Origin of the sequence: Sphingomonas melonis DAPP-PG 224, assembly GCF_000379045.1 — a bacterium.
In the GTDB taxonomy this organism is placed as follows: domain Bacteria; phylum Pseudomonadota; class Alphaproteobacteria; order Sphingomonadales; family Sphingomonadaceae; genus Sphingomonas; species Sphingomonas aquatilis.
The window spans coordinates 1657649-1677906 of record NZ_KB900605.1; the positions used below are offsets into that span (position 1 = coordinate 1657649).

Genomic DNA, 20258 nt, shown 5'->3' on the forward strand with positions numbered 1-20258 from the left:
GCGCGAACAAAAGAGCACGGACGACTATCCCGCCCGGAACGTCATCGCCACGCCGTTCATGCAATAGCGCTTGCCGGTCGGCTTCGGCCCGTCGTCGAACACATGGCCCAGATGCCCACCGCAGCGGCTGCAATGCACCTCGACACGCTCCATCATCAGGGACCGATCGCTGCGCGTGCCGACCGCACCCTTCAGCGGCGCATAGAAACTGGGCCAGCCGGTGCCGCTTTCGAACTTGGTCTTGGACGAAAACAGCGGCTGCGCGCAGCCCTTGCAGGCAAAGGTGCCGGCGCGATGTTCGCCATTGAGCGGGCTGGAATAGGGCCGCTCGGTGCCCTCGTGCCGCAGCACGGTCCACGCTGCATCGCCCAACTTCTTCCGCCAGGCCGCATCGCTCATCTCCACAGGATAGCGTTCCGCGGCTGCGGCGGGCGCGTTGCGGCACCCCCACAGAAAGGCGCCGACGGCACCGGTAGCGGCGAGGGAGAGAAGCGAGCGGCGGCTGGGCTGATCGGTCATGATCGTGATGTAAGACGCGATGCGGCGGGTTTCATCCCCACCCATGCTATTGATCTAGCCGGGAACCTCGCTTCCCATTCGCGCGCTTGGCATGACCGAGAGGTGATACCATGTCGTTTCAGCAGCTCGATCCGCCGCTTCCCGTCCACGTCCTCGACAAGGGGGCAGGCTATGCCTTCGCCGTCATCGATTACGGGCAGGAGCACAATCTCATCTGGGTCACCGCGATCAACGACACCGGCGAAATCTGGTGCGCGCCCAACCCACGCGTGCGGATGCAGGCGAACTGGACGATGGGTCGCAGGAAGCCGGCTGCGGTCGCCAAGGCGGAAGCGGGCGACTGCTCGGGTGTGGCGCCGGTGAGCGTCGAGGTGGTGAAGCCGAACTGAGGGACGGCCCTGCGTGACCCTCCTTCGTCATTGCGAGCGAAGCGCGGCAATCCAGGGCGTCCTGGTGCGGCTCTGGATTGCTTCGCTACGCTCGCAATGACGAAATTCCGGACGTGACGCTCAATAGCGGCTGATCTCCACTGGCAACTGCCGGTAACCATGCACGAAGCAGGCGGCGACGCGCGTCGGTTCCCCGACCACGTTCACCCGCATCCGCCGCTTCGCCATTTCCTCCATCAGGATGCCGATCTGCAACTCGGCCAGCCGTGCGCCCACGCAACGGTGGATGCCGTGGCCGAAGGCGAGGTGCCGGCGTGCATTGGGCCGGTCGACCACGATTTTGTCGGCATCCGGGCCGAACACGCTCTCATCCCGGTTGGCGGAAATATACCACAGCGCCAGCTTGTCGCCTTCGCGGATCGTCTGCCCCATCAGTTCGGTATCGCGCGTCGCGGTCCGGCGCATATGCGCGAGCGGCGTCTGCCAGCGGATGATCTCCTGCGTCGTGTTGGGGATCAGCGATGGGTCCGCCTCCAGCTTCGCCCGCTCGTCGGGGAAACGATCGAGGCCATACGCGAGCGCGGTCATCGAGTTGCGCGTCGTGTCGTTGCCGCCGACGATCAGCAGGATCAGGTTTCCGATGAATTCGAAATGATCCATGTGGCTCATCGCGTCCGAATGGATCATCATGCTGATCAGGTCGGGCGTCTGCGGCTGGCCGACCTTCGCGTTCCACAGATTCTGGAAGTAGGCGCCGCATTCGTACATGTAGCCGAGGCGCTGCTTGCGCAGTTCCTCGTTCTTCACCAGCTCGATATCGCCCGCCCAGTCGGACCAGAAGGTGAGCTTGCGCCGGTCCTCCCACGGAAAATCGAACAGGATCGCGAGCATCTGCGTCGTCAGCTCGATCGAGACCGTATCCACCCAGTCGAACCGCGTGTTCCACGGCAGGCTGTCGAGGATTTCGGCGGTACGGCGGCGGATGTCGTCGCTCATCCGCACCATTTCGGACGGCGTGAAGGCGGGCGCCACGGTGCGCCGCTGCCCGGTATGCACCGGCCGGTCGCGCGCGATGAACATCGGCATGCGCACGTCGCTTTCGGGGATGAAGTCGGCGAGGGTGATGCCGCCGACCTCGGACGAATAAATCTCAGGTAGCGATTCGACCTCAACGATCGGCTTGTAGGTCGAGACGGACCAATAGGGGCCGTAGTCGCTATGCTCGCAGCGATAGACCGGGGCCTCGGCTCGCAATTGCGCGAAGGGCGCGTGCCAGGTGTCGTCGCGGTACAGCTCCGCGCGGCTGACGTCGAACGGATCGACCGCGGGTGCGGTCGCCTGCATGAGGGTCGCCATCATCACTCTCCCGTCTTTTGCCGACAGGAGATACCCGACTGACACTTATGTCAATTGGCTTTCGCGCGCTTCCAGAACGGCCGGGCGCTGCCCGATTGCAGCACGCCGCGCCGAAACAGCCGCGCGCCGAGCGTGATGAAGATCGATACCCACAACAGCTGCCAGGCGATCGCCGCGAGATGCGGCCAGATCGCCGGCGAGGTCGCGGCGCGGCCGGCCATCGCGAAGGGCGACGACAGCGGGAACAGCTCCGCCACCGTCGCCACCCAGCCGGTGGGGTTGGCGGTGCCGGCCAGCGCCAGCGCCAGCATGCCCATCTGCAACACCGAAATCGGCAGCGCGAGCATCTGGATCTCGCGCGGGGTCGATGCCTGCGCGCCGACGACGAGGAAGGCCGAGCCGAGCAGCAGATAGGCCATGGTGAAATAGGTGACGAACAGCGCGACGAACACCGGCGTGCCGACCGCGGTCTGGATCGCCAGCGCGCGCGCGATCTCTGGCGGCAGGAACGAGCCCAATTTCGCGATGATCGTTCCCCAGAAGCCGACGAACAGCAACGCGACGCCGAACATGCCGAGCAGCTTGCCCAGGAACACGCTTTCCAGCGGCACCGCGGCGGCGAGCACCTCGATCACCTTGTTGTTGCGCTCTTCGGCCATCGTGCCGACGACCTGGCTGGCGAGGAACAGGTTGAGCAGGAACACGCCGAACACCGCGAACGACGCGGACTGGCGGCGATTGCCCGCTGATCCGCTCTGCCGTTCCAATGGCATCTTGGTCGCGACGACGCGCGGCACGGCGCTGCCCAGTCTGTCGGCGGTCAGCGTTTCCTGCGCCAGTACGCCCAGATAATCGGCGGCACGCTTGCCGCGCGGGCCGTACAGGATCTGCGGCCGGTCGAGCGGGCCGTACAGCACGGCGCTCGCCTCGTAATCCTTGCTCTCGAACGCGGCGCGCGCCTGCGCCGCGGCGTCGCCCGTCGGCGTCAGCGTGGCGAGGGCGGGGGGCGCTTCCTCGTCGCGGCGGAACACGTCGCGCAGGCGATCGTCCGCGTCGGTCATCACGCGCGCCTGATCGGGCGATACGATGGCGACCATCCGCGTCTTGTCGGCGCGGCCATCGGCGACGCTCGCCGCACCCATGCCGCCGATCGCGCCGAACGATCCCATGATGACCGGCGCGAACAGGAACAACAGGAAGATCGGCGTGAACACGGTCGCTATGAAGTCGCGGCGTGCGATGGTGAGCGCCTGGCGCAGCGTGCGGGCGAGGTTGGTCATGCGGTGGCTCCCCCATTCGGCTGACTGGCGCCCGGCGGGTTGGCGGCATCGCGGCCGACGATGCGGACGAAGGCGTCATGCAGGCTGGGCCGTTCGATCGACAGGCCGCCGATGCCATAGCCGCGCGCGATCAGCGTGCCGAGCAGCCCTTCGATCCCCTCGCCGGGCAGCTGGAAGCGCCAGCCTTCGCCGTCGCGGACGGCATCGTGCGGCAACACCTCGGCGATCGCGGCATCAGGATGCGTCGGCAGGTAGCGGACCTGGCTGGGCAACGTGCCCCGCGCCGCGTCCACCGTCCCTTCGAAGCGGCGCTTGCCGCCGGCGATGATCGCCAGCCGGTCGCACACGCGCTCGGCATGCGCCATGATATGCGTCGAGAACAGCACCGTCGCACCGCGGTCGCGCTCGGCGAGGATCAGCGATTCGAGCTTTTCCTGATTGACCGGGTCGAGGCCGCTGAACGGTTCGTCGAGCACCAGCAGATCGGGGCGATGCACGACCGACCCCAGCAGCTGCACGAGCTGCGCCATGCCCTTCGACAGTTTCTTGATCTTTTCGTCGATCGCATGGCCGAGGCCCGCCGCCTCCATCATCTCGGCGGCCCGTGCGCGGCCGGTGCGGCGATCGAGGCCGCGCAGTGCGCCCATGAAGGCAATCGCGTCGCGCGCCTTCATCGACGGGTACAGGCCGCGCTCTTCGGGCAGATAGCCGACGCGGTCGCTCGCCTCGCGTGGGGCGGCGTGGCCCAGGATGGAGCGGTGCCCCTCGTCGGGTTCGATGATGCCGAGCAGGGTGCGCAGCGTCGTCGTCTTACCGGCGCCATTGGGGCCGAGCACGCCGTAGATCGCGCCGCGCGGCACCGACAGATCGACGCCGTCGACGACGCGCCGCTCGCCGAAGCGCTTGACCAGATGTTCGGCAAAAACCGCCGGTTCGCTTGATCCCACCATCCGCCCCCATTCGCTCGACCCGAATGGGTGAGTGTGTCGTCGTGACGTCTGTGGTAGCGGGCGCGCGTGGCGAAAGACAAGCCTTCCCCGACCCCTATCGAAGCGCGGATCAAGGCCGAGGCGGCGGCGCTCGGCTTCGTCGCGTGCGGGATCGCGCACGCCGATGCCGCGCCGCGCAGTGGCGAACGGCTGCGCCAATGGCTCGATGAAGGCCGTCACGGCGGCATGATCTGGATGGAGGAACGCAGTGCCCAGCGCGCCGCGCCGGCCGCCCTGTGGAGCGACGTGCGCAGCGTCATCGCGCTCGGCATGAGCTACGCGCCCGCACGCGATCCGCTCGCACTGGCGGGCGAGGGGGAGCGCGGCCGCATCTCCGTCTATGCGCAGGGCGGCGATTATCACGATGTCGTCAAGCGCGCGCTGAAGGCGCTGGGCCGCTGGCTGGCGCGCGAGGCGGGGTGCGATCTCAAGGTGTTCGTCGACACTGCGCCGGTGATGGAAAAGCCGCTGTCCGAGGCGGCGGGCCTCGGCTGGCAGGGGAAGCACACCAATCTCGTCAGCCGGGATCACGGCAGCTGGCTGTTCCTCGGCGCGATCTACACGACACTCGACCTCGTGCCCGACACGCCAGGGCGCGACAGCTGCGGATCGTGCGACGCCTGCCAGCGCGCCTGCCCGACCGATGCTTTCCCCGCGCCCTATCGCCTCGATGCGCGGCGCTGCATCTCCTACCTCACCATCGAACATGCCGGGCCGATCCCGGAGGAGTTTCGGGACGGCATCGGCAACCGCATCTATGGCTGCGACGATTGCCTGGCGGTGTGCCCCTGGAACAAGTTCGCCGCCAGCGCCGCGGCCAACATGGCGTTCCACCCGCGTGCCGAGCTGACCGCGCCTGCGCTCGCCGATTTGCTGGCGCTGGACGATGCGGGGTTCCGGCAGGTCTTTTCCGGATCGCCGATCAAGCGCATCGGGCGCAATCGCATGGTCCGCAATGCTGCGATTGCCGCGGGCAACAGCGGCTCGCCGGCGCTGATCCCGGCGCTCGATCGGTTGCTTGGCGACGATGACCCGGTGGTGGCGGAGGCGGCGGCCTGGGCCCGCGCGCGGCTTGACCGCACGGGGAGCGGCGGCTAACCGCCCCGCCAGCATCAAGAGTCGAACGACGTTCGACGCCAACCTGCTCCCCGAGCAAGGTGGCGCCCCCGGCAACGGGGGGATGTGGCCGGACCGGCAACCAAACGGGACCTCACGCCACATCGTCGTTCGTCTCCGGGTGCAGACCGTTTTGCACAAGGATCCGACGCCGTGACCGCCCAGCCCCAGCAATTCGCGAGCGACAATTATGCGGGCGCCTGCCCCGAGGCGATGCAGGCGATGCTCGCTGCCAATGCCGGATCGGCGGTCGCCTATGGCGACGACGACTGGACGCAGGCGGCCGCCGACCGTCTTCGCGCGCTGTTCGCGAAGGATGCCGAGGTGTTCTTCGTGTTCAACGGCACCGCGGCCAATTCGCTGGCGCTCGCCTCGCTGTGCCAATCGTACCACAGCGTTATCTGTTCGTCGGCGGCGCATGTCGAAACCGACGAATGCGGCGCGCCGGAGTTCTTCTCGAACGGATCGAAGCTGCTGCTGGCGCCGTCCGCCGACGGCAAGCTGACGCCGGATGCGATCCGCGCGCTGGCCACCAGCCGGTCGGACATTCACTTTCCCAAGCCGCGCGTCGTCACGATCACCCAGCCGACCGAGACGGGGCAGGTCTATACGATTGCCGAGGTGCAGGCGATTTCCGCGGTGTGCCGCGAACTGGGACTGAAGCTGCACATGGACGGCGCGCGCTTCGCGCATGCCTGTGCGGCGCTGGGATGCTCCCCCGCCGCGATCACATGGGAAGCGGGCGTCGACGTGCTGTGCTTCGGCGGCACCAAGAACGGCCTGGCGATCGGCGAGGCGGTGATTTTCTTCGACCGCAGCCTTGCCGAGGATTTCGACTATCGCTGCAAGCAGGCGGGGCAGCTCGCGTCCAAGATGCGCTTCCTGTCGGCGCCGTGGATCGGGCTGATCGACAGCGGCGCATGGCTGCGCAACGCCGAACACGGCAATGCCGCGGCGCGGCGGCTGGCGGATCAGGTGTCGGGGCTGCCCGGTATCGACCTGCTGTTCCCGGTCCAGGCCAATTCGGTGTTCCTGATCGCGCCCGAACCGGTGCTCGATGCGCTGCGGCAGCGCGGCTGGCGCTTCTACACCTTCATCGGCGGCGGCGCGCGCTTCATGTTCGCATGGGATGCGGATCCGGTGCGGGTCGATGCACTCGCAGCGGATATTCGCGAGGCGTGCGTCGGATCACAGGTGGAACTGGCGGCGTAGCGGCCCCGCCTTCTTCCTCATCCCAGCCTGCGCTGGGATGACGTATCCCCAGGATCGATCGACATTCCTTCACGCCAAGATGCGAAGACATGAAGACAAGACGATTCACGCGGAGGCGCGGAGGACGCAGAGGTGTGGGGTCGGCCGCGCGAGCGGCCTGTCTATCTTGGTCGAGGTCAAGGCGAAGCGTTGCAACGCGCGTGACACCTCTGCGTCCTCCACGCGAACAAAACTCTTTTTCTTCAGGTCTTTCCGCTCGTCGGGAAATCCATCACGACGGTGAATGCCGATCGGCCTTGGCTCACCCCAACCGCCGCCCGAAACCTGCACCGGGCCGCCGCGGCACGAGCGGGTTCGCCTCGCGCTCCAGCAGCGCCAGCGTTTCGAAGAACAGCGGGCGCAGGCGCACGACATGCTCCAGCGCCTCTTCGCAGGTTTCGTGGCGCTCGACGCAGTCGCGCGCGAATTCCTCGATCGTCTCGGCCAGCATCGCCAGCGGCTCGGCACCGAACTGACGCGCCTCGCCCTTCAGCGTGTGCGCCGGAATCACCATCGCGGCGGCGGTCTGCGCGCGCATCGCCTGTTCGATCGCCGACACCGATTTCACGCCGTCTTCGCGGAAATAGCCCAATATGCGCACGAAGCCGGCGCCCAGTTCGGCGCGCGCCTGGGCGAACGCCGCCCAATCCACCAACGTGCTGCCTTCGAACGACACGGCCTTCTCCCCTCAGGATCAGGCCAACCATATTGAGCAGCGGTAAACAGCTGGTTGCCGATGCGGCCGATTAGGGCGGACCCTAATCTTTGGTGTCGAAGGGATTCTTCGGCGCGCGGAAGGTCAGGCGAACAGGAACTGCCCCAAATCCCAGATCCTTACGCATCGAATTGACCAGATAGCGTTCATAGCTCGCCGGCAATTGATCGACGCGCGTGCCAAAGATCACGAAGCTGGGCGGCCGTGTCTTGATCTGCGTGACGTAGCGCATCTTGATCCGCTTGCCGCCGGGGGCGGGCGGGGGATTCGCTTCGACCGCGCGTTCGAACCAGCGGTTGAGCTCGCCGGTGCCGACGCGCTGCGACCAGGCTTCGCGCGTTTCGAAACAGGCCTGGATCAGCTGGTCGATACCCTTGCCGGTCGCCGCTGACACGGTCATCACCGTGACGCCCTTCACCTGGGAGAGCCCGTCCTCCAGCGCGCGCTTGACGCCGTTGAACAGCGATGAGGCGTTTTCGGCGACGTCCCATTTGTTCAGCGCGATCACGAGCGCGCGGCCTTCGGACAGCACCTTGTCGGCGATGCGCAGGTCCTGTGCCTCCAGCCCCAGCGTCGCATCCAGCAGCAGCACGACCACCTCGGCGAAGTCGACCGCATGCAGCGCATCGGCGACCGACAGCTTTTCCAGCTTGTCCTGCACCTTGGCGCGCTTGCGCATGCCGGCGGTGTCGATCAGCCGGACGGCGCGGGGGATGTTATCGCGGTCGTACCACGTCCAGTCGACCGCGATCGAATCGCGGGTGATGCCGGCTTCGGGCCCGGTGATCATCCGGTCCTCGCCCAGCATCTTGTTGATCAGCGTCGACTTGCCCGCATTGGGGCGCCCGACGATGGCGAGCTTCAGCGGCGCGTCGGGGGAGTCGTCGTCCTCTTCCACCGGCATCGCTTCGATCGCGGCTTCCAAATGCGGCAGCAGCGCCTCGAACAGGTCGCTCATGCCTTCGCCATGTTCGGCGGACAGTTGCACCGGATCGCCGAAGCCCAGCGCCAGTGCCTCGAGCACGCCCTGTTCGCCGGCCTTCCCCTCCGCCTTGTTGGCGGCGAGCACGACGGGGGTGGACGACGAGCGCAGCCAGCGCGCGATCTCTTCGTCGAGCGGCACGACGCCCGCGCGCGCATCGACCAGGAACAGCGCGACGTCGGCTTGGCCGATCGCCGCCTCGGTCTGCAGGCGCATGCGGCCGGGCAGCGTCTGGGCGTCGTGATCCTCGTAGCCGGCGGTATCGACGACGCGGAAGTCCATGCCGATCAGCGTCGCATCGCCCTCGCGCCGGTCGCGCGTTACGCCCGGCCGATCGTCGACCAGCGCGAGTTTCTTGCCGACGAGGCGGTTGAACAGCGTCGACTTGCCGACATTGGGACGGCCGACGATCGCGACGATAGGAAGACGGGACATGGCGGTGCTTTAGGGGAGGCGGGTGCAAACACCAAGTCCCGGGGGACACGCCTATCGCCCGGCGCCGTCCGCCTCCAATCGCTCGGCACGCTCGCGATCCTTCTGCGCGCGCTTGGCATCGCCGCGCGCCTCCCGAATGTCGCTGCGCAGGCGATAGGCGCGGGCGGAGCGATCGAGGCGGATCGCGTGGTCCATATCCTTTTCCGCCCGCGCCAGGTCGCCGCGCTGCCGATAGGCGAGCGCGCGGTTCAGGTAGGCGCTCGCCAGGTCGGGGCGCAGCGCGATGGCGCGATCCAACGCGCCGATCGCGGCAGTAGAATCGCCAGTCTCCAGCGCGGCGAGACCGGTGCGCAAGGCCATATCTGCGGGGTCGGCGGCAATGCTGGAGGCGCGTTCCGTGTAGCGACCGACGCCGGTGCGGCGCGCGACGCGCGATCCCGTAACCACGACGTCCTGCGCCTGAGCCGGGGCGGACATCGGTGCCGCGGGCGCGGGGGGCGGGGGCGGCGGTGGAGGCGGCGCAGGTTCCACCACGGCTTCCGGCACCGGCGCGGGCGCGAATGCGGACACGGGTGCGGGCGCGGATACCGGCGCGGGCACAGAAGGCGGCGGCGGAACGGCATCCTCCTGCGTATCCGTCGCGCGGCGTGCCGTTGCGGCGGGGGTGGGGGTCGGTTCGGCCTTCACGGCGGATGGCGGCGCCGGCGTCGTCCGGTCCGCCACGATCCGTTCCGGCCGTGCATCGCCGTTGGGTTGTTGGCGCGCGACCTCGCTTGGCACGTCGCGATGATCGAGCGCCATCGGGATGCCCACCAGTGCGACGAGCGCGATCGAGGCGAGCGCGCCCACCGGCCCCGGCCGCAAGCGCCAGCCGGCACGTGCGGGCGGTCGGCGGCTGGGCGGAGCGGGCGCCTCCACCCCATCGAACCGCGCCATCGCCGCATCCAGCGCCGCCCGCCGCGCGGCGGGGCGCGGCGGCGGTGGATCGGGCAGCTGGCGGGCGAGATCGTCGTCCATCGCGGCTCAACCGGCCGGGCAGGGGGGAAGGACGCGCGCCATCCCCCCGGCTATAGCGGCATCGACGCGGCCACCGAAAGCGTCAATGCCGCCCGCCATCGCTCAGCGCACCAGCGGCGGCATCGCCTGCGCGGCGCGTGCCTTGGCGACGAGGTCGACGAACTCGGCGCGATAGCCGAACGGATCGGCCCCCTTCGCCCCCATCGCGATGCGCGCGACATCGCCATAGTCGAACCGCCCTTCATAGGTGCCGCCGCGCAGCAGTTCGGCGAACCCGGCCACAGCGGTGGCGAAGCGCGCGTCGCGCGGCGCATCGGCGAAGCGGGCGGCATGCGTGGCGGGGATCGGCCGCGCGATCAGCCGGCTGGTCGATGCCTTCGGCAGCTTGTAGCGGATCTTGACGAAGCCCAGCTCGGCGGCGCGCGCCTTTGCCGCGCTGGCCTTGGCGTCCTTGCGATAACGCAGCGGATCGACCGTGCGCGGACCGCCGACCGGCACCACTTCGTACAGCGCCGTCACCGTCCGCCCGGCGCCGACATCGCCGGCATCGACCTTATCGTTATTGAAGTCTTCGCGCGCCAGCAGCCGGTTTTCGTAGCCGATCAGGCGATATTCGGCGACCGCGGCGGGATTGAACTCCACCTGCACCTTCACGTCCTTGGCGATCGGGAACAGCGACGAGGTCGCCTCCGTCACCAGCGTCTTGCGTGCCTCGTTCAGCGTGTCGATGTAGGCGGCGACGCCATTGCCGTTCTGCGCCAGCGTCTGCATCAGCGCATCGTTGTAATTGCCCATGCCAAAGCCCAGCACGGACAGATAGACGCCCTTCGTCCGCTCCGCCTCAATATAGCCCTTCAGCTGGTCCTGATCGGTGATGCCGACGTTGAAATCGCCGTCGGTCGCAAGGATCACGCGGTTCACGCCCTTGGGATCGAAGTCGCGCTCGGCGAGCGCATAGGCCTGGCGGATGCCCTCGGCGCCCGCGGTGCTGCCGCCCGCTTCCAGCCGGTCGAGCGCCGCGAGGATGCGGGTCCGGTCGCTGGCGGGCGTCGGCTCCAGCACGGTGCCGGCCTGACCCGCATAGGCAACGATCGCGACCCGGTCGTCCTCGCCCAGGCTGTCGAGCAGCAGCGTCAGCGACTGCTTCACCAATGGCAGCTTGTTGGGCTTCATCATCGATCCCGACGTATCGACCAGGAAGACGAGGTTCGCACGGGGCCGCGTGGTACGGGTCAGGTCATAGCCGCGCACGCCGACGCGGACGATCAGCCGCCCCGGCGCCCAGGGGCTGGGAAAGACCGACAGATCGGTGCTGAACGGCTCCGCCGCGCTCTTCGCGGGGGCATAGTCATAGGGGAAATAGTTCACCAGCTCCTCGGTCCGCACTGCGTCGCGCGGCGGCAGCGTGCCGCGGTTCAAAGACGCACGCACGAACGCATAGGAGGCGGTGTCGACATCGAGCGAAAAGGTGGAGACGGGCGCCTCGGCGACGCGCTGGAAGGCATTCTGCTTGATCGGCGTGAAGCGGTCGCGGCCGGTCATCGGGCGGGGCGGCAGGTGCGGCGCGAAGGGGGCGTTCACGCGGTACGCTGACGACATCATGATCGGCGCCGGTGCGGGCGGCGGCGGGGGCGGCGGTGCCGGTTCGTTGGGGGTGGTGACGCGCGATCCCGTCAGGACGATATCGTTGGCCGCCTCCTGCGCGACAGGCGTCGGACTCTCTGCGCCGGTCCGCCGCGTGGTATCGGCACATCCAACGACGAACAGCGCGGGCAGGCCCAGTGCGGCGAGCAGGACAGGGCGGGCGAAGCGGGCACGGGTCATGGCAGTCTCCTCGAAGAACCGGCGGCACATCGTCCGCCTGTTCCTTCGACGCGGCAGCCCGCATGATCCTTGGGAGCGCCCGCGCATTTTTTTACACGCCCCCGCCCAGCCGCTTGCGCGCCTCGTGCAGGCGCCACGACACCGTCGCTTCGGCGACACCCAGGATCGCCGCCGCCTCGGCATGGGTCAGCTGCTGCCCCGCAACCAGCACTACGGCGTCGCGATAGGCGGCGGGCAGCTTCATCACCGCGCTCTTCACCCACATCGCATCGTGCAGATCGGCAGGGTCGCCGCCGCGCCCGATCCCGGCGATCACCGCCAGCCGGTCGGTCAGCCCCCGAAACGCGCGGCCGCGGCGCCGCGCATCGCGGCAGGCGTTGAAGACGATACCGCACAGCCAGGTCGAAAAGCGCGCCTCGCCGCGAAAGCTGCCAATCCGCCGGACGAGCGCACAGCAGACATCCTGCGCGATATCCTCCGCATCGCTGCGGGATCCGGTCAGCTGCCAGGCGAGCGCGTGGATTCGGTCATAATGCCGATCGATCAGCGTCCCGAACGCGTCGCGATCTCCCGCTATCGCCGCAGCGACCAGATCGGCGTCGGGGTCTGTGGTCGGCGCAGTGGATGACAGCGCATCGTCCGATCGCGCCTGCCCATCAAGACCGTCCCCCGCCATGCCCGCTGTCTGCCCGATCGCGCCGCGCGACGCCATGGCCGGTGTGCAGGACACCCGTTTTCACCAGCGGCGGGGCGACGTCGTGGGATGAGAGCAGTATGCTTCGTCATTGCGAGCGCAGCGAAGCAATCCAGGGCGTCCTGATCCGGCTCTGGATTGCTTCGCTGCGCTCGCAATGACGATCGGGGATGTTCTGCGGTGCCGTCTCTGGCGTCGCCAAGAGGTTTAGGCCGGCTATGCGTGGCTGACCGCGGCCCCAGCGAATTGGACGAATACGCCCCTAATCGCTGCGCAATCCTCGGCGTAGCGCGGTCAGATCGATGCCATGCCGCTGCACCTTATAGTAGAAGGTCTTTCGCGGCAGCCCCAGCCGCTCCATCGCGATGCTGGCGTCGCCGCCCGCCGCGCGGATCGCCTCGACCATCGCTTCGCGTTCGAAGGCGGCGACGCGGTCGGGCAGCGTCGCGGAGGACACGGCGGGGGCGCCATCGCCCGGTTCCAGGTCCAGCACGACGCGATCGGCGAAATGCGCCAGCTCGCGCACGTTGCCCGGCCAGTGATGCTCCGCCAGCCGCTCGCGCGCCATCGCGGTCAGCGGCGGCACCGGCATGCGCAGCCGCGCGGCGGACGCGTCGACCAGATGCGCGAACAGCAGGGGGATGTCCTCGCGCCGTTCGCGAAGCGGCGGCAGCCGCAGGCGGACTGCGGCGAGGCGATAGAAGAGCTCGGGGCTAATCGCCGCCGGCCCATGCTCACCCGCTTCGCCGCCCGCCGCGATGATACGCAGATCGATCGGCGCGGGCGCCCGCGTGCCCGTCCGCACCGCGCGCTCCTCGATCAGCGGCACCAGCCGGGCCTGGAGGCGCGGCGAGGCGCGATCGATATCGTCGAGGAACAGCGTTCCCCGGCTCGACGCCATCACGCCCGTGTCGCCGGGGCCGAACAGCTCGCCGTCGATCAGCTCCTCAGGGATCGCGGCGCAGGCGACGGGGACGAAGCGGTGCCGCCCGCGGCGCCCCGCCCGGTGGATCAGCCGCGCGAGCAATTCCTTGCCCGTCCCCGTCTCGCCCTCGATAAACAGGTCGATGTCGGCATTGGCCAGCACCGGCACCATTTCGCGCAGCCGCCGGATCGCCGGGCTGCGGCCGACCAGCGCCGCGGCGACGCCGCCGCTCTCCGCCTCCTCGGCCGCGGCGCGCAACTGCCGGTTTTCCAGCGTCAGCGCCCGGGCCGTCGCGGCGCGGCCGACGGCCGCGACCAGCGCATCGGGATCGCACGGCTTGCTCAGGAAATCCCACGCGCCCGCCTTCAGCGCGCCGACCGCGGTCGCCACATCGGCATGGCCCGTCACTAGGATCACCGGCAGCGCCGGGTCGCGCGCATGCAGTGTGGCGAACAGCTCCAGCCCGGACATGATCGGCATGCGGATATCGCTGACCACGACGCCGGGATAGTCGGCGCCCAGCGCGTCGAGGGCGGGCGGCGCGGCGGCGAAGCTGTCGACGGTGAAGCCGGCCAGCGACAGCCATTGCGCGGTTGCGGCGCGCAGATCGTCGTCATCGTCGACCAGCGCGACGCGGGGCGTGATATCGCTCATGCGCGCCGCATCGCGATGGCGAAGGCGGCGCCGTGCGTGCTCGGCACCAGCCGCAGCGATCCGCCGAGGTCGTGCATGATATCCTGCGCGATCGTCAGCCCCAGCCCCAGCCCAGTCGGGCGGCTGGTGGCGAAGGGGGTGAACAGCCGTTCGGCGATGTCCGGCGCGATGCCGGGGCCGGTGTCGGCGATCGTCAGCACCACGCACTCGCCCTGATCGTCCAGCGCAATCGTGATCGCGGGTGCCGGCTGGCCATCCAGCGCCTCGACCGCATTCTGCAGGATGTTGACCACCACCTGTTCCAGCCGCACGCGACCGGCGACCACCATCAGGCCGGGCGGCAGGGTGGGCCAGCGCACCGCGACGCGCGCCAACCGTTCCTTCAGGATCAGCCGCGCGCCGTCGAGCACTTCGGCGAGCGCCACCGGGCCGATCGCGCCCGACCCCTTGCGCGAAAAGCCGCGCAGCTCCGCCGTCACCGCGCCGATCCGTTCGGTCAGCCGGGCGATGGCGTGCAAATTGCCGCGCACCTCCTCCAGTGCGCCGCGATCCAGCAGCGCCTCGCCCGCGGCGGCATAGGTACGGATCGCCGCGACCGGCTGTGCGGTCTCATGCGCGACGCTGGCGGTGATCTGGCCCAGTGCGGCGAGGCGGTTCGCCTGGCGCAGTCCCTCGCGCAGGTCGTCGGCGCGCGCCTCCGCCGCGGCCCGTTCAGCGATCTCGCGGCTCAGGTCCGCGGTGCGTTCGGCCACCGCCGCCTCCAGCGCCTCTGTCCGTTCGGCGCGGCGGCGGGCACGCTCGCGCAACGCCCAGCCCATCGCGACGAGCGCCAGCATCGCCAGCGCCGCCGCGCCAGCGGCATTGCGCATCGCCGCGGTGATCGCGCCGCGCGTCGGCATCGCCAGCGTCACCCGCCAGCCGGCAGCATCGGCCGGGCTGGTCGCCATCATCAGCGTCTCGCCACTCGCGCCATCGGTCAGGCGGCCGTCGGCATCGCGCCAGGGGCGGGGGCCCAGCGCCGCGATGCCGAAGTCGGCCCGGGCGGCGGCGGCGGCGGCGGGCGCCAGCGGGCGCGTCTCGGCAAAGCGCCACGATTCGCGACTGGTGACCAGGATGACGCCCTGCGGTCCCGTGGCAAAGGTGATGCCGCCGGCCTGCCGCCATTCGCGCTCGACCCGGTCGAGCTCCAGCTTCACCACCACGACGCCGCCGTCGCGGGTGCGCCTGGACAGGTACAGGCCCGGCCGATGGCTGACGGTGCCGAGCGCGAACTGCTCCGCCTGACCGGTCCGCGCGGCCTGAGCATAATAGCGGCGGAAGCGATAATTGTTGCCGACGAAACTGTCGGGCATGCGCCAGTTGCTCGCCGCCAGCGTGTTGCCGTCGCGGTCGATCACATAGATCACCGCCGCGCCGGTGCTCGTGGCCAGCCCCTCCAGCTTCCGGTTCAGTGCCGCCGCCATCCCGGGCATGCCGGCCAGCGTGCCCACGACGTCGCGATCGTCCGACAGCGCTTCGGGCAACAGGCGAAACCGGGCGATCTCGCTGGTCAGCAGCGATTGGCGCAGGCGGACGTCGGCGGTCAGCGCGGCCTCGAACCGCGCGCGTGCATTGCGTTCGGCGACCATGCCGATCGCCAGTGCCGCCAGCACGCTGGCTGCCAGCGCGGCGAGCACCCATCCGATCCGGCGCACGATTCTCGAATCCCGCATGCCGGCATCGTACGCCGGTGACGGCGCGTGTGCAATTTTCGGCACTGGACGGTCTGGCGGAGGCGAATAGTGACACGTCGTTCAACGGATGATCTACGCTAAGCCGCTACAAAAAAAAGATTTAAATATACGCGGTGCACTGTTTCAGTCCGCGCGGCGCGTCCGGCAACACTCGACCCAACCACACCGCGACGCACGCGGGTCATTCGAGAGGAGCCGCATCCATGACGATCTATCCGGCCACCAGCGGAACGCCGCACGCGGTTCCGCCCGCGGCACGCCCCTGGTACGCACACCTCTATGTCCAGGTGCTCGCCGCGATCGTCGCGGGCGTGCTGCTCGGCCATTTCGCGCCCACCACCGGCGAAGCGCTCAAGCCGCTCGGCGACGCCTTCATCAAGCTCGTGAAGATGGTGATCGCGCCGGTCATCTTCCTCACCATCGTCACCGGCATCGCCGGCATGCGCGATCTCGCCTCGGTCGGCCGCGTCGCGGGCAAGGCGTTCATCTACTTCCTGTTCTTCTCCACGCTGGCGCTGATCATCGGCATGGTCGTCGCCAATGTCGTCCGGCCGGGCGCGGGGCTCAACATCGATCCCGCGACGCTCGATACCAGCAAGATCGCCGATTTTGCCGAAAAGGCGCATGAAACGACGCTGGTCGGCTTCCTGATGAGCATCATCCCCGACACGTTCCTGTCGTCGATGACGGAAGGCAACATCCTGCAGGTCCTGCTCGTCTCGATCCTGTTCGGCGTGGCGCTGGCGCTGGTCGGCGATCGCGGCGCGCGTGTGCTCGACCTGCTCGAGGACGTGTCGATCGCCTTCTTCAAGCTGGTCGGCATCGTCATGAAGGTCGCGCCGATCGGCGCGTTCGGCGCGATGGCTTTCACCGTCGGCAAATACGGGATTGTGGCGCTGAAGGGCCTCGCCTGGCTGGTCGGCAGCTTCTACTTCACCTCCTTCCTCTTCGTCATCGTCGTCCTCGGTATCGTCGCGAAGCTCGCCGGTTTCTCGATCTTCACGCTGATCCGCTATCTGAAGGCGGAATTGCTGCTGGTGCTCGGCACCTCGTCGTCGGAAAGCGCGCTGCCGGCGCTGATCGAAAAGATGGAGCGCGCCGGCTGCCCCAAGTCGATCGTCGGCCTGGTCGTCCCCACCGGCTATTCGTTCAACCTGGACGGCACCAACATCTACATGACGCTGGCGGCGCTGTTCATCGCGCAGGCGTGCAACGTCGATCTGACGATCGGCCAGCAATTGCTGCTGCTGGGCGTCGCCATGTTCTCGTCGAAGGGCGCGGCGGGCGTCACCGGGGCCGGGTTCATCACGCTGGCGGCGACGCTGTCGATCGTTCCGTCGGTGCCGGTCGCCGGCATGGCGCTGATCCTGGGCATCGACCGCTTCATGTCGGAATGCCGCAGCCTGACCAATTTCATCGGTAACGCCGTCGCCACCGTCGTGGTCGCGCGGTGGGAGGGCAAGTTCGACCAGCAGCAGTTCGACCTGGCGGTGGCCGGTCGTCTGCCCCGCGTCGAGGATCTGCCCGCGGGTGCCGTCGCGGCCGAATGACCGCACCAGACGGCGGCGCCGGTGATGCGCCGCCGTCCCACCACCGACTGAAAGATCGATCCCATGTCGAACATCGCGCGCCAATTGGTCGCCACCGCCACGCTCGCCCTTCTCGCCGCCACTCCGGCGCTGGCCGAGACTCCCGCCGCCCCCGCAACTGCAACCGCCGCCGCAACTGCAACCGCGACCGCCGGACAGGCGCTACCGCCCAAGGAACGGGGCAATCAGGTTCCAGCCTCTCCCGTGTCCGAAGCCTATCCCGCCGAAGCGATCGGCGATGGCGTCACCAGCGGCGGCTACAACCAGTCGCGCTGGGTGGAGGACTGGCGCCGCTATCGCGACCCCAAGAAGCGCGACGACATCCTCGACCGGCTGAAGTTCATCCCGCTCGACGGCAAGGGCGACATCTATCTGACGCTGTCGGGCGAATTACGCTTCCGCGTCAACGAAACGACCAACCCCAATTTGCGCGCGGGTGAGGCGCAACGGCAGGACATCACACGCATCGTCGGCGGTGCCGATCTGCATCTGGGCAGCCACGTCCGTCTGTTCGGCGAACTGGCGCATGGCGGCCTCGCCGGCCAGAATCTCGGTACGATCACGCCGCAGATGCGCAACGATCTGGTCGTCCAGCAATCCTTCGTCGACCTCACCGGCACCATCGCGCAGGCCGACGTCGGCATCCGCTACGGTCGCCAGACCTTCGCCGACGGTCCGAACCTGATGGTCGTGCCGCGTGACAACAATACGATCTTCACCGTCTACAACGGCACCCGCGCCTGGGCGCGCGCGAAGCAGGTGCGCGTGGACCTGTTCGATTTCCATACGACCCAATTGGGCGTCGGCGGCACCGGCGACGACATCAGCGATCGCGGCCGCCGCTTCTCGGGCATTTCGGGCGGTATCGTTCTGCCCAAGACGCTGTTCGGCGGGTCGAAGCTCTACCTCGACCCCTTCTTCTGGCGGCTGCGCAATAGTGCCGCCACCTGGGGCCGTACGACGACCCGCGAAGAACGCTTCTTCTACGGCCTGCACACGCTGGGGGACATCGGCCCGGTCAACCTCGACTGGACGGTCAATCATCAGGGCGGCCATTACGACGGTCGGCCGATCAGCGCCTGGCTGCTGCTGTTCGCGCAGAACTATCGCCTTGGCAAGGATCGCGGCGCCCCGCGCGTCGGCTTCCACGCCGATTACGCGTCGGGCGGCGGGGCCTATACCGGCGGCACGCTGCGCAATGCGCTCGCGCCCTTCGGCAACAACATCTATTACAGCTACCAGCTGTACGCGACGCCGACCAATCTGATCGCGCTCGCGCCGACCTTCACCTTCAACCCGCTGAAGACCGTGCGCCTGTCGGCGGAATATCAACTCAGCTGGCGCGATACGGTCCGCGATGCGGTGTATCGTGCGAATGGCACCGCCTTTGCCGGCACGCAGAATGTCCCCGGCCGCAAGATCGCCGACACCGCGCGCCTGCAAGCGGTCTGGACGATCTCGCCACGCGTCAGCGTCACCGGCCGCTACGAACATCTGATGGCGGGTCCGGCGCTGAAGAACGCCGGCTACAGCAGTTCGGACTTCCTCGCCGGCTGGCTCAGCCTGCGCTTCTGATCGGGCGGGGGCCCATATGACATTAGGCCACGTCCCGCGGGGAACGTGGCCTAATGTCGTCTCGAACGAGATACACGCCGCCGCTCATCGTCGGCTGAACGAACCACCTGAACAAGCAAGTGGCGGAGACGGAGGGATTCGAACCCTCGGTACGGTTTCCCGTACGACGCTTTAGCAAAGCGTTGGTTTCAGCCACTCACCCACGTCTCCGAGCTGCGGCGTCGGGCGGCTATAGCGAGGGTCTTTCGGGGGATCAACGGGGTTGAGGCCCGCATTCGATCGTAATTTCGGCGCCGCCCGCCGTTCGTTCATTGCCGGGCAAGCGCCGGGGTGGTTAACGAGGGGCGGCGCCGTGTGGCGCGACGAGGGGGAATGGTGATGCGGGTGATCGGTTTCGCGCTGGCGGCGAGTGCGCTGGTGGCAGCAAGTGCGCCCGCACAGGTGACGACGATCGATCCCAATCGCGCGATCGACGGCGATCTGTCGACGCAGGGGCGGACGACATCCTCCACCCCGCGCACCGCGCCGCGCCCCACGCCGACCCCGGCTCCCTCGGTGGAGCGGGATTGGGCGGCGCAGCCGGAGACCACGGCCGGCGCGTCCGGTGCCGGCTTCACCCAGGCCCCCGCACCCGCCTATGCCGGTCAGACAACCGAGGCGCAGCAGCAGGCGCAGGCCGACGCCACCCTGAAGGCCGCTTCCACCTATCAGCGCGAAGACCTGCTCGCCGCGGGCGAGGGCGTGTTCGGCAAGGGCGCCGCGGGCCTCGCCGGCATGCTGGAAAAGGTGCTGAAGGAGCAGGGCGAGCCCAACGCCTATATCGCAGGCCGCGAAGCCGCGGGCGCGTTCGTGCTGGGCGTGCGCTATGGCTCGGGGATCATGAGCCACAAGGTGGAGGGGCAGCAGCCCGTCTATTGGACCGGCCCGTCGGTGGGCTTCGACGTCGGCGGCGACGCCAACAAGGTGTTCGTCCTCGTCTACAACCTCTACGATACCGAAGAGCTGTTCCGCCGCTTCCCGGCGGTGGAAGGGCGGCTGTATCTGGTCGGCGGCTTTGCCGCGACCTATCTGCGCCGCGGCAACATCGTGCTGATCCCGATCCGCCTCGGCGTCGGTTACCGCGCGGGCGTCAACGTCGGCTATATGAAGATTACGCACAAGGCGAAGTGGCTGCCGTTCTGATCGGTCGGGCGAGCGCTGTACGCTGGTCGGAGC

Annotated in this window: 17 protein-coding genes, 1 tRNA gene and 1 riboswitch; of the genes, 6 read left to right on the forward strand and 12 right to left on the reverse strand. The window is 68.4% G+C overall.

All coding sequences use genetic code 11. From position 1 onward, the window contains the following. Nucleotides 1–24 precede the first annotated feature (24 nt). A complete protein-coding gene (msrB, locus tag SPHME3_RS0108040) occupies nucleotides 25–519 on the reverse strand; it encodes a peptide-methionine (R)-S-oxide reductase MsrB (RefSeq protein ID WP_026151835.1) in 495 nt (164 codons plus the stop codon). 110 nt (nucleotides 520–629) lie between these two features. On the opposite strand from msrB, the gene SPHME3_RS0108045 reads away from it, so the two are divergent. Then, nucleotides 630–908 (forward strand): hypothetical protein, encoded by a 279-nt coding sequence (locus SPHME3_RS0108045; RefSeq protein WP_017979677.1) that lies wholly within the window; start codon nucleotides 630–632, stop codon nucleotides 906–908. A gap of 120 nt (nucleotides 909–1028) precedes the next feature. Here SPHME3_RS0108045 and SPHME3_RS0108050 read toward each other — a convergent pair whose 3' ends face one another. Genes SPHME3_RS0108050 through SPHME3_RS0108060 form a run of 3 tightly spaced genes read right to left on the reverse strand, consistent with a single transcriptional unit; the run spans nucleotide 1029 to nucleotide 4494 of the window. Then, a complete protein-coding gene (locus SPHME3_RS0108050; RefSeq protein ID WP_018250665.1) occupies nucleotides 1029–2264 on the reverse strand; it encodes a cytochrome P450 in 1236 nt (411 codons plus the stop codon). Nucleotides 2265–2314: 50 nt separating this feature from the next. Then, nucleotides 2315–3544: an ABC transporter permease gene (locus SPHME3_RS0108055; protein WP_017979675.1), complete on the reverse strand. Its 1230-nt coding sequence runs from the start codon at nucleotides 3542–3544 to the stop codon at nucleotides 2315–2317. Beyond that, on the reverse strand, nucleotides 3541–4494 hold the full coding sequence (locus tag SPHME3_RS0108060) for an ABC transporter ATP-binding protein (RefSeq protein WP_017979674.1): 954 nt from the start codon (nucleotides 4492–4494) through the stop codon (nucleotides 3541–3543). The genes SPHME3_RS0108055 and SPHME3_RS0108060 overlap by 4 nt, the downstream gene beginning before the upstream one ends. Nucleotides 4495–4560: 66 nt before the next feature. Here SPHME3_RS0108060 and queG point away from each other — a divergent pair, with 66 nt between their 5' ends. Together queG and SPHME3_RS0108070 are read left to right on the forward strand one after the other, a co-directional pair. Then, entirely contained in the window at nucleotides 4561–5631 is a 1071-nt protein-coding gene (gene queG, locus SPHME3_RS0108065; RefSeq protein ID WP_017979673.1) for a tRNA epoxyqueuosine(34) reductase QueG, read from the forward strand. Between the two features lie 6 nt (nucleotides 5632–5637). Next, nucleotides 5638–5745: riboswitch (SAM-I-IV-variant riboswitch) on the forward strand. 57 nt (nucleotides 5746–5802) lie between these two features. After that, nucleotides 5803–6861, forward strand: coding sequence for a threonine aldolase family protein (locus tag SPHME3_RS0108070; protein ID WP_017979672.1), 1059 nt, complete (start codon nucleotides 5803–5805; stop codon nucleotides 6859–6861). Between the two features lie 301 nt (nucleotides 6862–7162). Here SPHME3_RS0108070 and SPHME3_RS0108075 read toward each other — a convergent pair whose 3' ends face one another. From SPHME3_RS0108075 to SPHME3_RS0108105, 7 genes are all read right to left on the reverse strand, one after another. Further along, a complete protein-coding gene (locus SPHME3_RS0108075; protein ID WP_017979671.1) occupies nucleotides 7163–7576 on the reverse strand; it encodes an Hpt domain-containing protein in 414 nt (137 codons plus the stop codon). 82 nt (nucleotides 7577–7658) lie between these two features. Continuing rightward, nucleotides 7659–9032, reverse strand: coding sequence for a ribosome biogenesis GTPase Der (der, locus tag SPHME3_RS0108080; protein WP_017979670.1), 1374 nt, complete (start codon nucleotides 9030–9032; stop codon nucleotides 7659–7661). 51 nt (nucleotides 9033–9083) lie between these two features. Beyond that, entirely contained in the window at nucleotides 9084–10049 is a 966-nt protein-coding gene (locus tag SPHME3_RS0108085; protein WP_017979669.1) for a tetratricopeptide repeat protein, read from the reverse strand. Between the two features lie 102 nt (nucleotides 10050–10151). Continuing rightward, a complete protein-coding gene (locus tag SPHME3_RS0108090; RefSeq protein ID WP_018250666.1) occupies nucleotides 10152–11873 on the reverse strand; it encodes a vWA domain-containing protein in 1722 nt (573 codons plus the stop codon). A gap of 91 nt (nucleotides 11874–11964) precedes the next feature. After that, nucleotides 11965–12585: an RNA polymerase sigma factor gene (locus SPHME3_RS0108095; protein WP_017979667.1), complete on the reverse strand. Its 621-nt coding sequence runs from the start codon at nucleotides 12583–12585 to the stop codon at nucleotides 11965–11967. Nucleotides 12586–12829: 244 nt separating this feature from the next. Continuing rightward, on the reverse strand, nucleotides 12830–14146 hold the full coding sequence (locus SPHME3_RS0108100) for a sigma-54-dependent transcriptional regulator (RefSeq protein ID WP_017979666.1): 1317 nt from the start codon (nucleotides 14144–14146) through the stop codon (nucleotides 12830–12832). Further along, nucleotides 14143–15858 (reverse strand): sensor histidine kinase, encoded by a 1716-nt coding sequence (locus SPHME3_RS0108105; RefSeq protein ID WP_017979665.1) that lies wholly within the window; start codon nucleotides 15856–15858, stop codon nucleotides 14143–14145. Before SPHME3_RS0108105 ends, SPHME3_RS0108100 begins: the two co-directional genes overlap by 4 nt. Before the next feature lie 224 nt (nucleotides 15859–16082). Here SPHME3_RS0108105 and SPHME3_RS0108110 point away from each other — a divergent pair, with 224 nt between their 5' ends. Next, complete coding sequence (locus SPHME3_RS0108110; RefSeq protein ID WP_017979664.1) at nucleotides 16083–17429, forward strand: dicarboxylate/amino acid:cation symporter; 1347 nt, start codon at nucleotides 16083–16085, stop codon at nucleotides 17427–17429. A gap of 63 nt (nucleotides 17430–17492) precedes the next feature. Then, complete coding sequence (locus tag SPHME3_RS0108115; protein WP_018250667.1) at nucleotides 17493–19043, forward strand: alginate export family protein; 1551 nt, start codon at nucleotides 17493–17495, stop codon at nucleotides 19041–19043. A gap of 120 nt (nucleotides 19044–19163) precedes the next feature. On the opposite strand, the gene SPHME3_RS0108120 is transcribed toward SPHME3_RS0108115, so the two are convergent. Next, nucleotides 19164–19253 (reverse strand) — tRNA-Ser (locus SPHME3_RS0108120). 162 nt (nucleotides 19254–19415) lie between these two features. Between SPHME3_RS0108120 and SPHME3_RS0108125 the strand changes: the two genes are divergently transcribed. Next, on the forward strand, nucleotides 19416–20225 hold the full coding sequence (locus SPHME3_RS0108125; protein WP_017979662.1) for a DUF1134 domain-containing protein: 810 nt from the start codon (nucleotides 19416–19418) through the stop codon (nucleotides 20223–20225). The last annotated feature ends 33 nt before the right edge of the window (nucleotides 20226–20258 follow it).

Excerpts from the sequence above, each read along its gene's own strand:
- msrB (WP_026151835.1), bottom strand. The coding sequence starts at position 519 with ATGACCGATCAGCCCAGCCGCCGCTCGCTTCTCTCCCTCGCCGCTACC.
- SPHME3_RS0108105 (WP_017979665.1), bottom strand. The coding sequence starts at position 15,858 with ATGCGGGATTCGAGAATCGTGCGCCGGATCGGATGGGTGCTCGCCGCG.
- SPHME3_RS0108110 (WP_017979664.1), top strand. The coding sequence starts at position 16,083 with ATGACGATCTATCCGGCCACCAGCGGAACGCCGCACGCGGTTCCGCCC.
- SPHME3_RS0108050 (WP_018250665.1), bottom strand. The coding sequence starts at position 2,264 with ATGGCGACCCTCATGCAGGCGACCGCACCCGCGGTCGATCCGTTCGAC.
- SPHME3_RS0108055 (WP_017979675.1), bottom strand. The coding sequence starts at position 3,544 with ATGACCAACCTCGCCCGCACGCTGCGCCAGGCGCTCACCATCGCACGC.
- SPHME3_RS0108060 (WP_017979674.1), bottom strand. The coding sequence starts at position 4,494 with ATGGTGGGATCAAGCGAACCGGCGGTTTTTGCCGAACATCTGGTCAAG.
- SPHME3_RS0108085 (WP_017979669.1), bottom strand. The coding sequence starts at position 10,049 with ATGGACGACGATCTCGCCCGCCAGCTGCCCGATCCACCGCCGCCGCGC.
- SPHME3_RS0108045 (WP_017979677.1), top strand. The coding sequence starts at position 630 with ATGTCGTTTCAGCAGCTCGATCCGCCGCTTCCCGTCCACGTCCTCGAC.
- SPHME3_RS0108115 (WP_018250667.1), top strand. The coding sequence starts at position 17,493 with ATGTCGAACATCGCGCGCCAATTGGTCGCCACCGCCACGCTCGCCCTT.
- der (WP_017979670.1), bottom strand. The coding sequence starts at position 9,032 with ATGTCCCGTCTTCCTATCGTCGCGATCGTCGGCCGTCCCAATGTCGGC.
- SPHME3_RS0108125 (WP_017979662.1), top strand. The coding sequence starts at position 19,416 with ATGGTGATGCGGGTGATCGGTTTCGCGCTGGCGGCGAGTGCGCTGGTG.
- SPHME3_RS0108100 (WP_017979666.1), bottom strand. The coding sequence starts at position 14,146 with ATGAGCGATATCACGCCCCGCGTCGCGCTGGTCGACGATGACGACGAT.
- SPHME3_RS0108090 (WP_018250666.1), bottom strand. The coding sequence starts at position 11,873 with ATGACCCGTGCCCGCTTCGCCCGCCCTGTCCTGCTCGCCGCACTGGGC.
- SPHME3_RS0108095 (WP_017979667.1), bottom strand. The coding sequence starts at position 12,585 with ATGGCGTCGCGCGGCGCGATCGGGCAGACAGCGGGCATGGCGGGGGAC.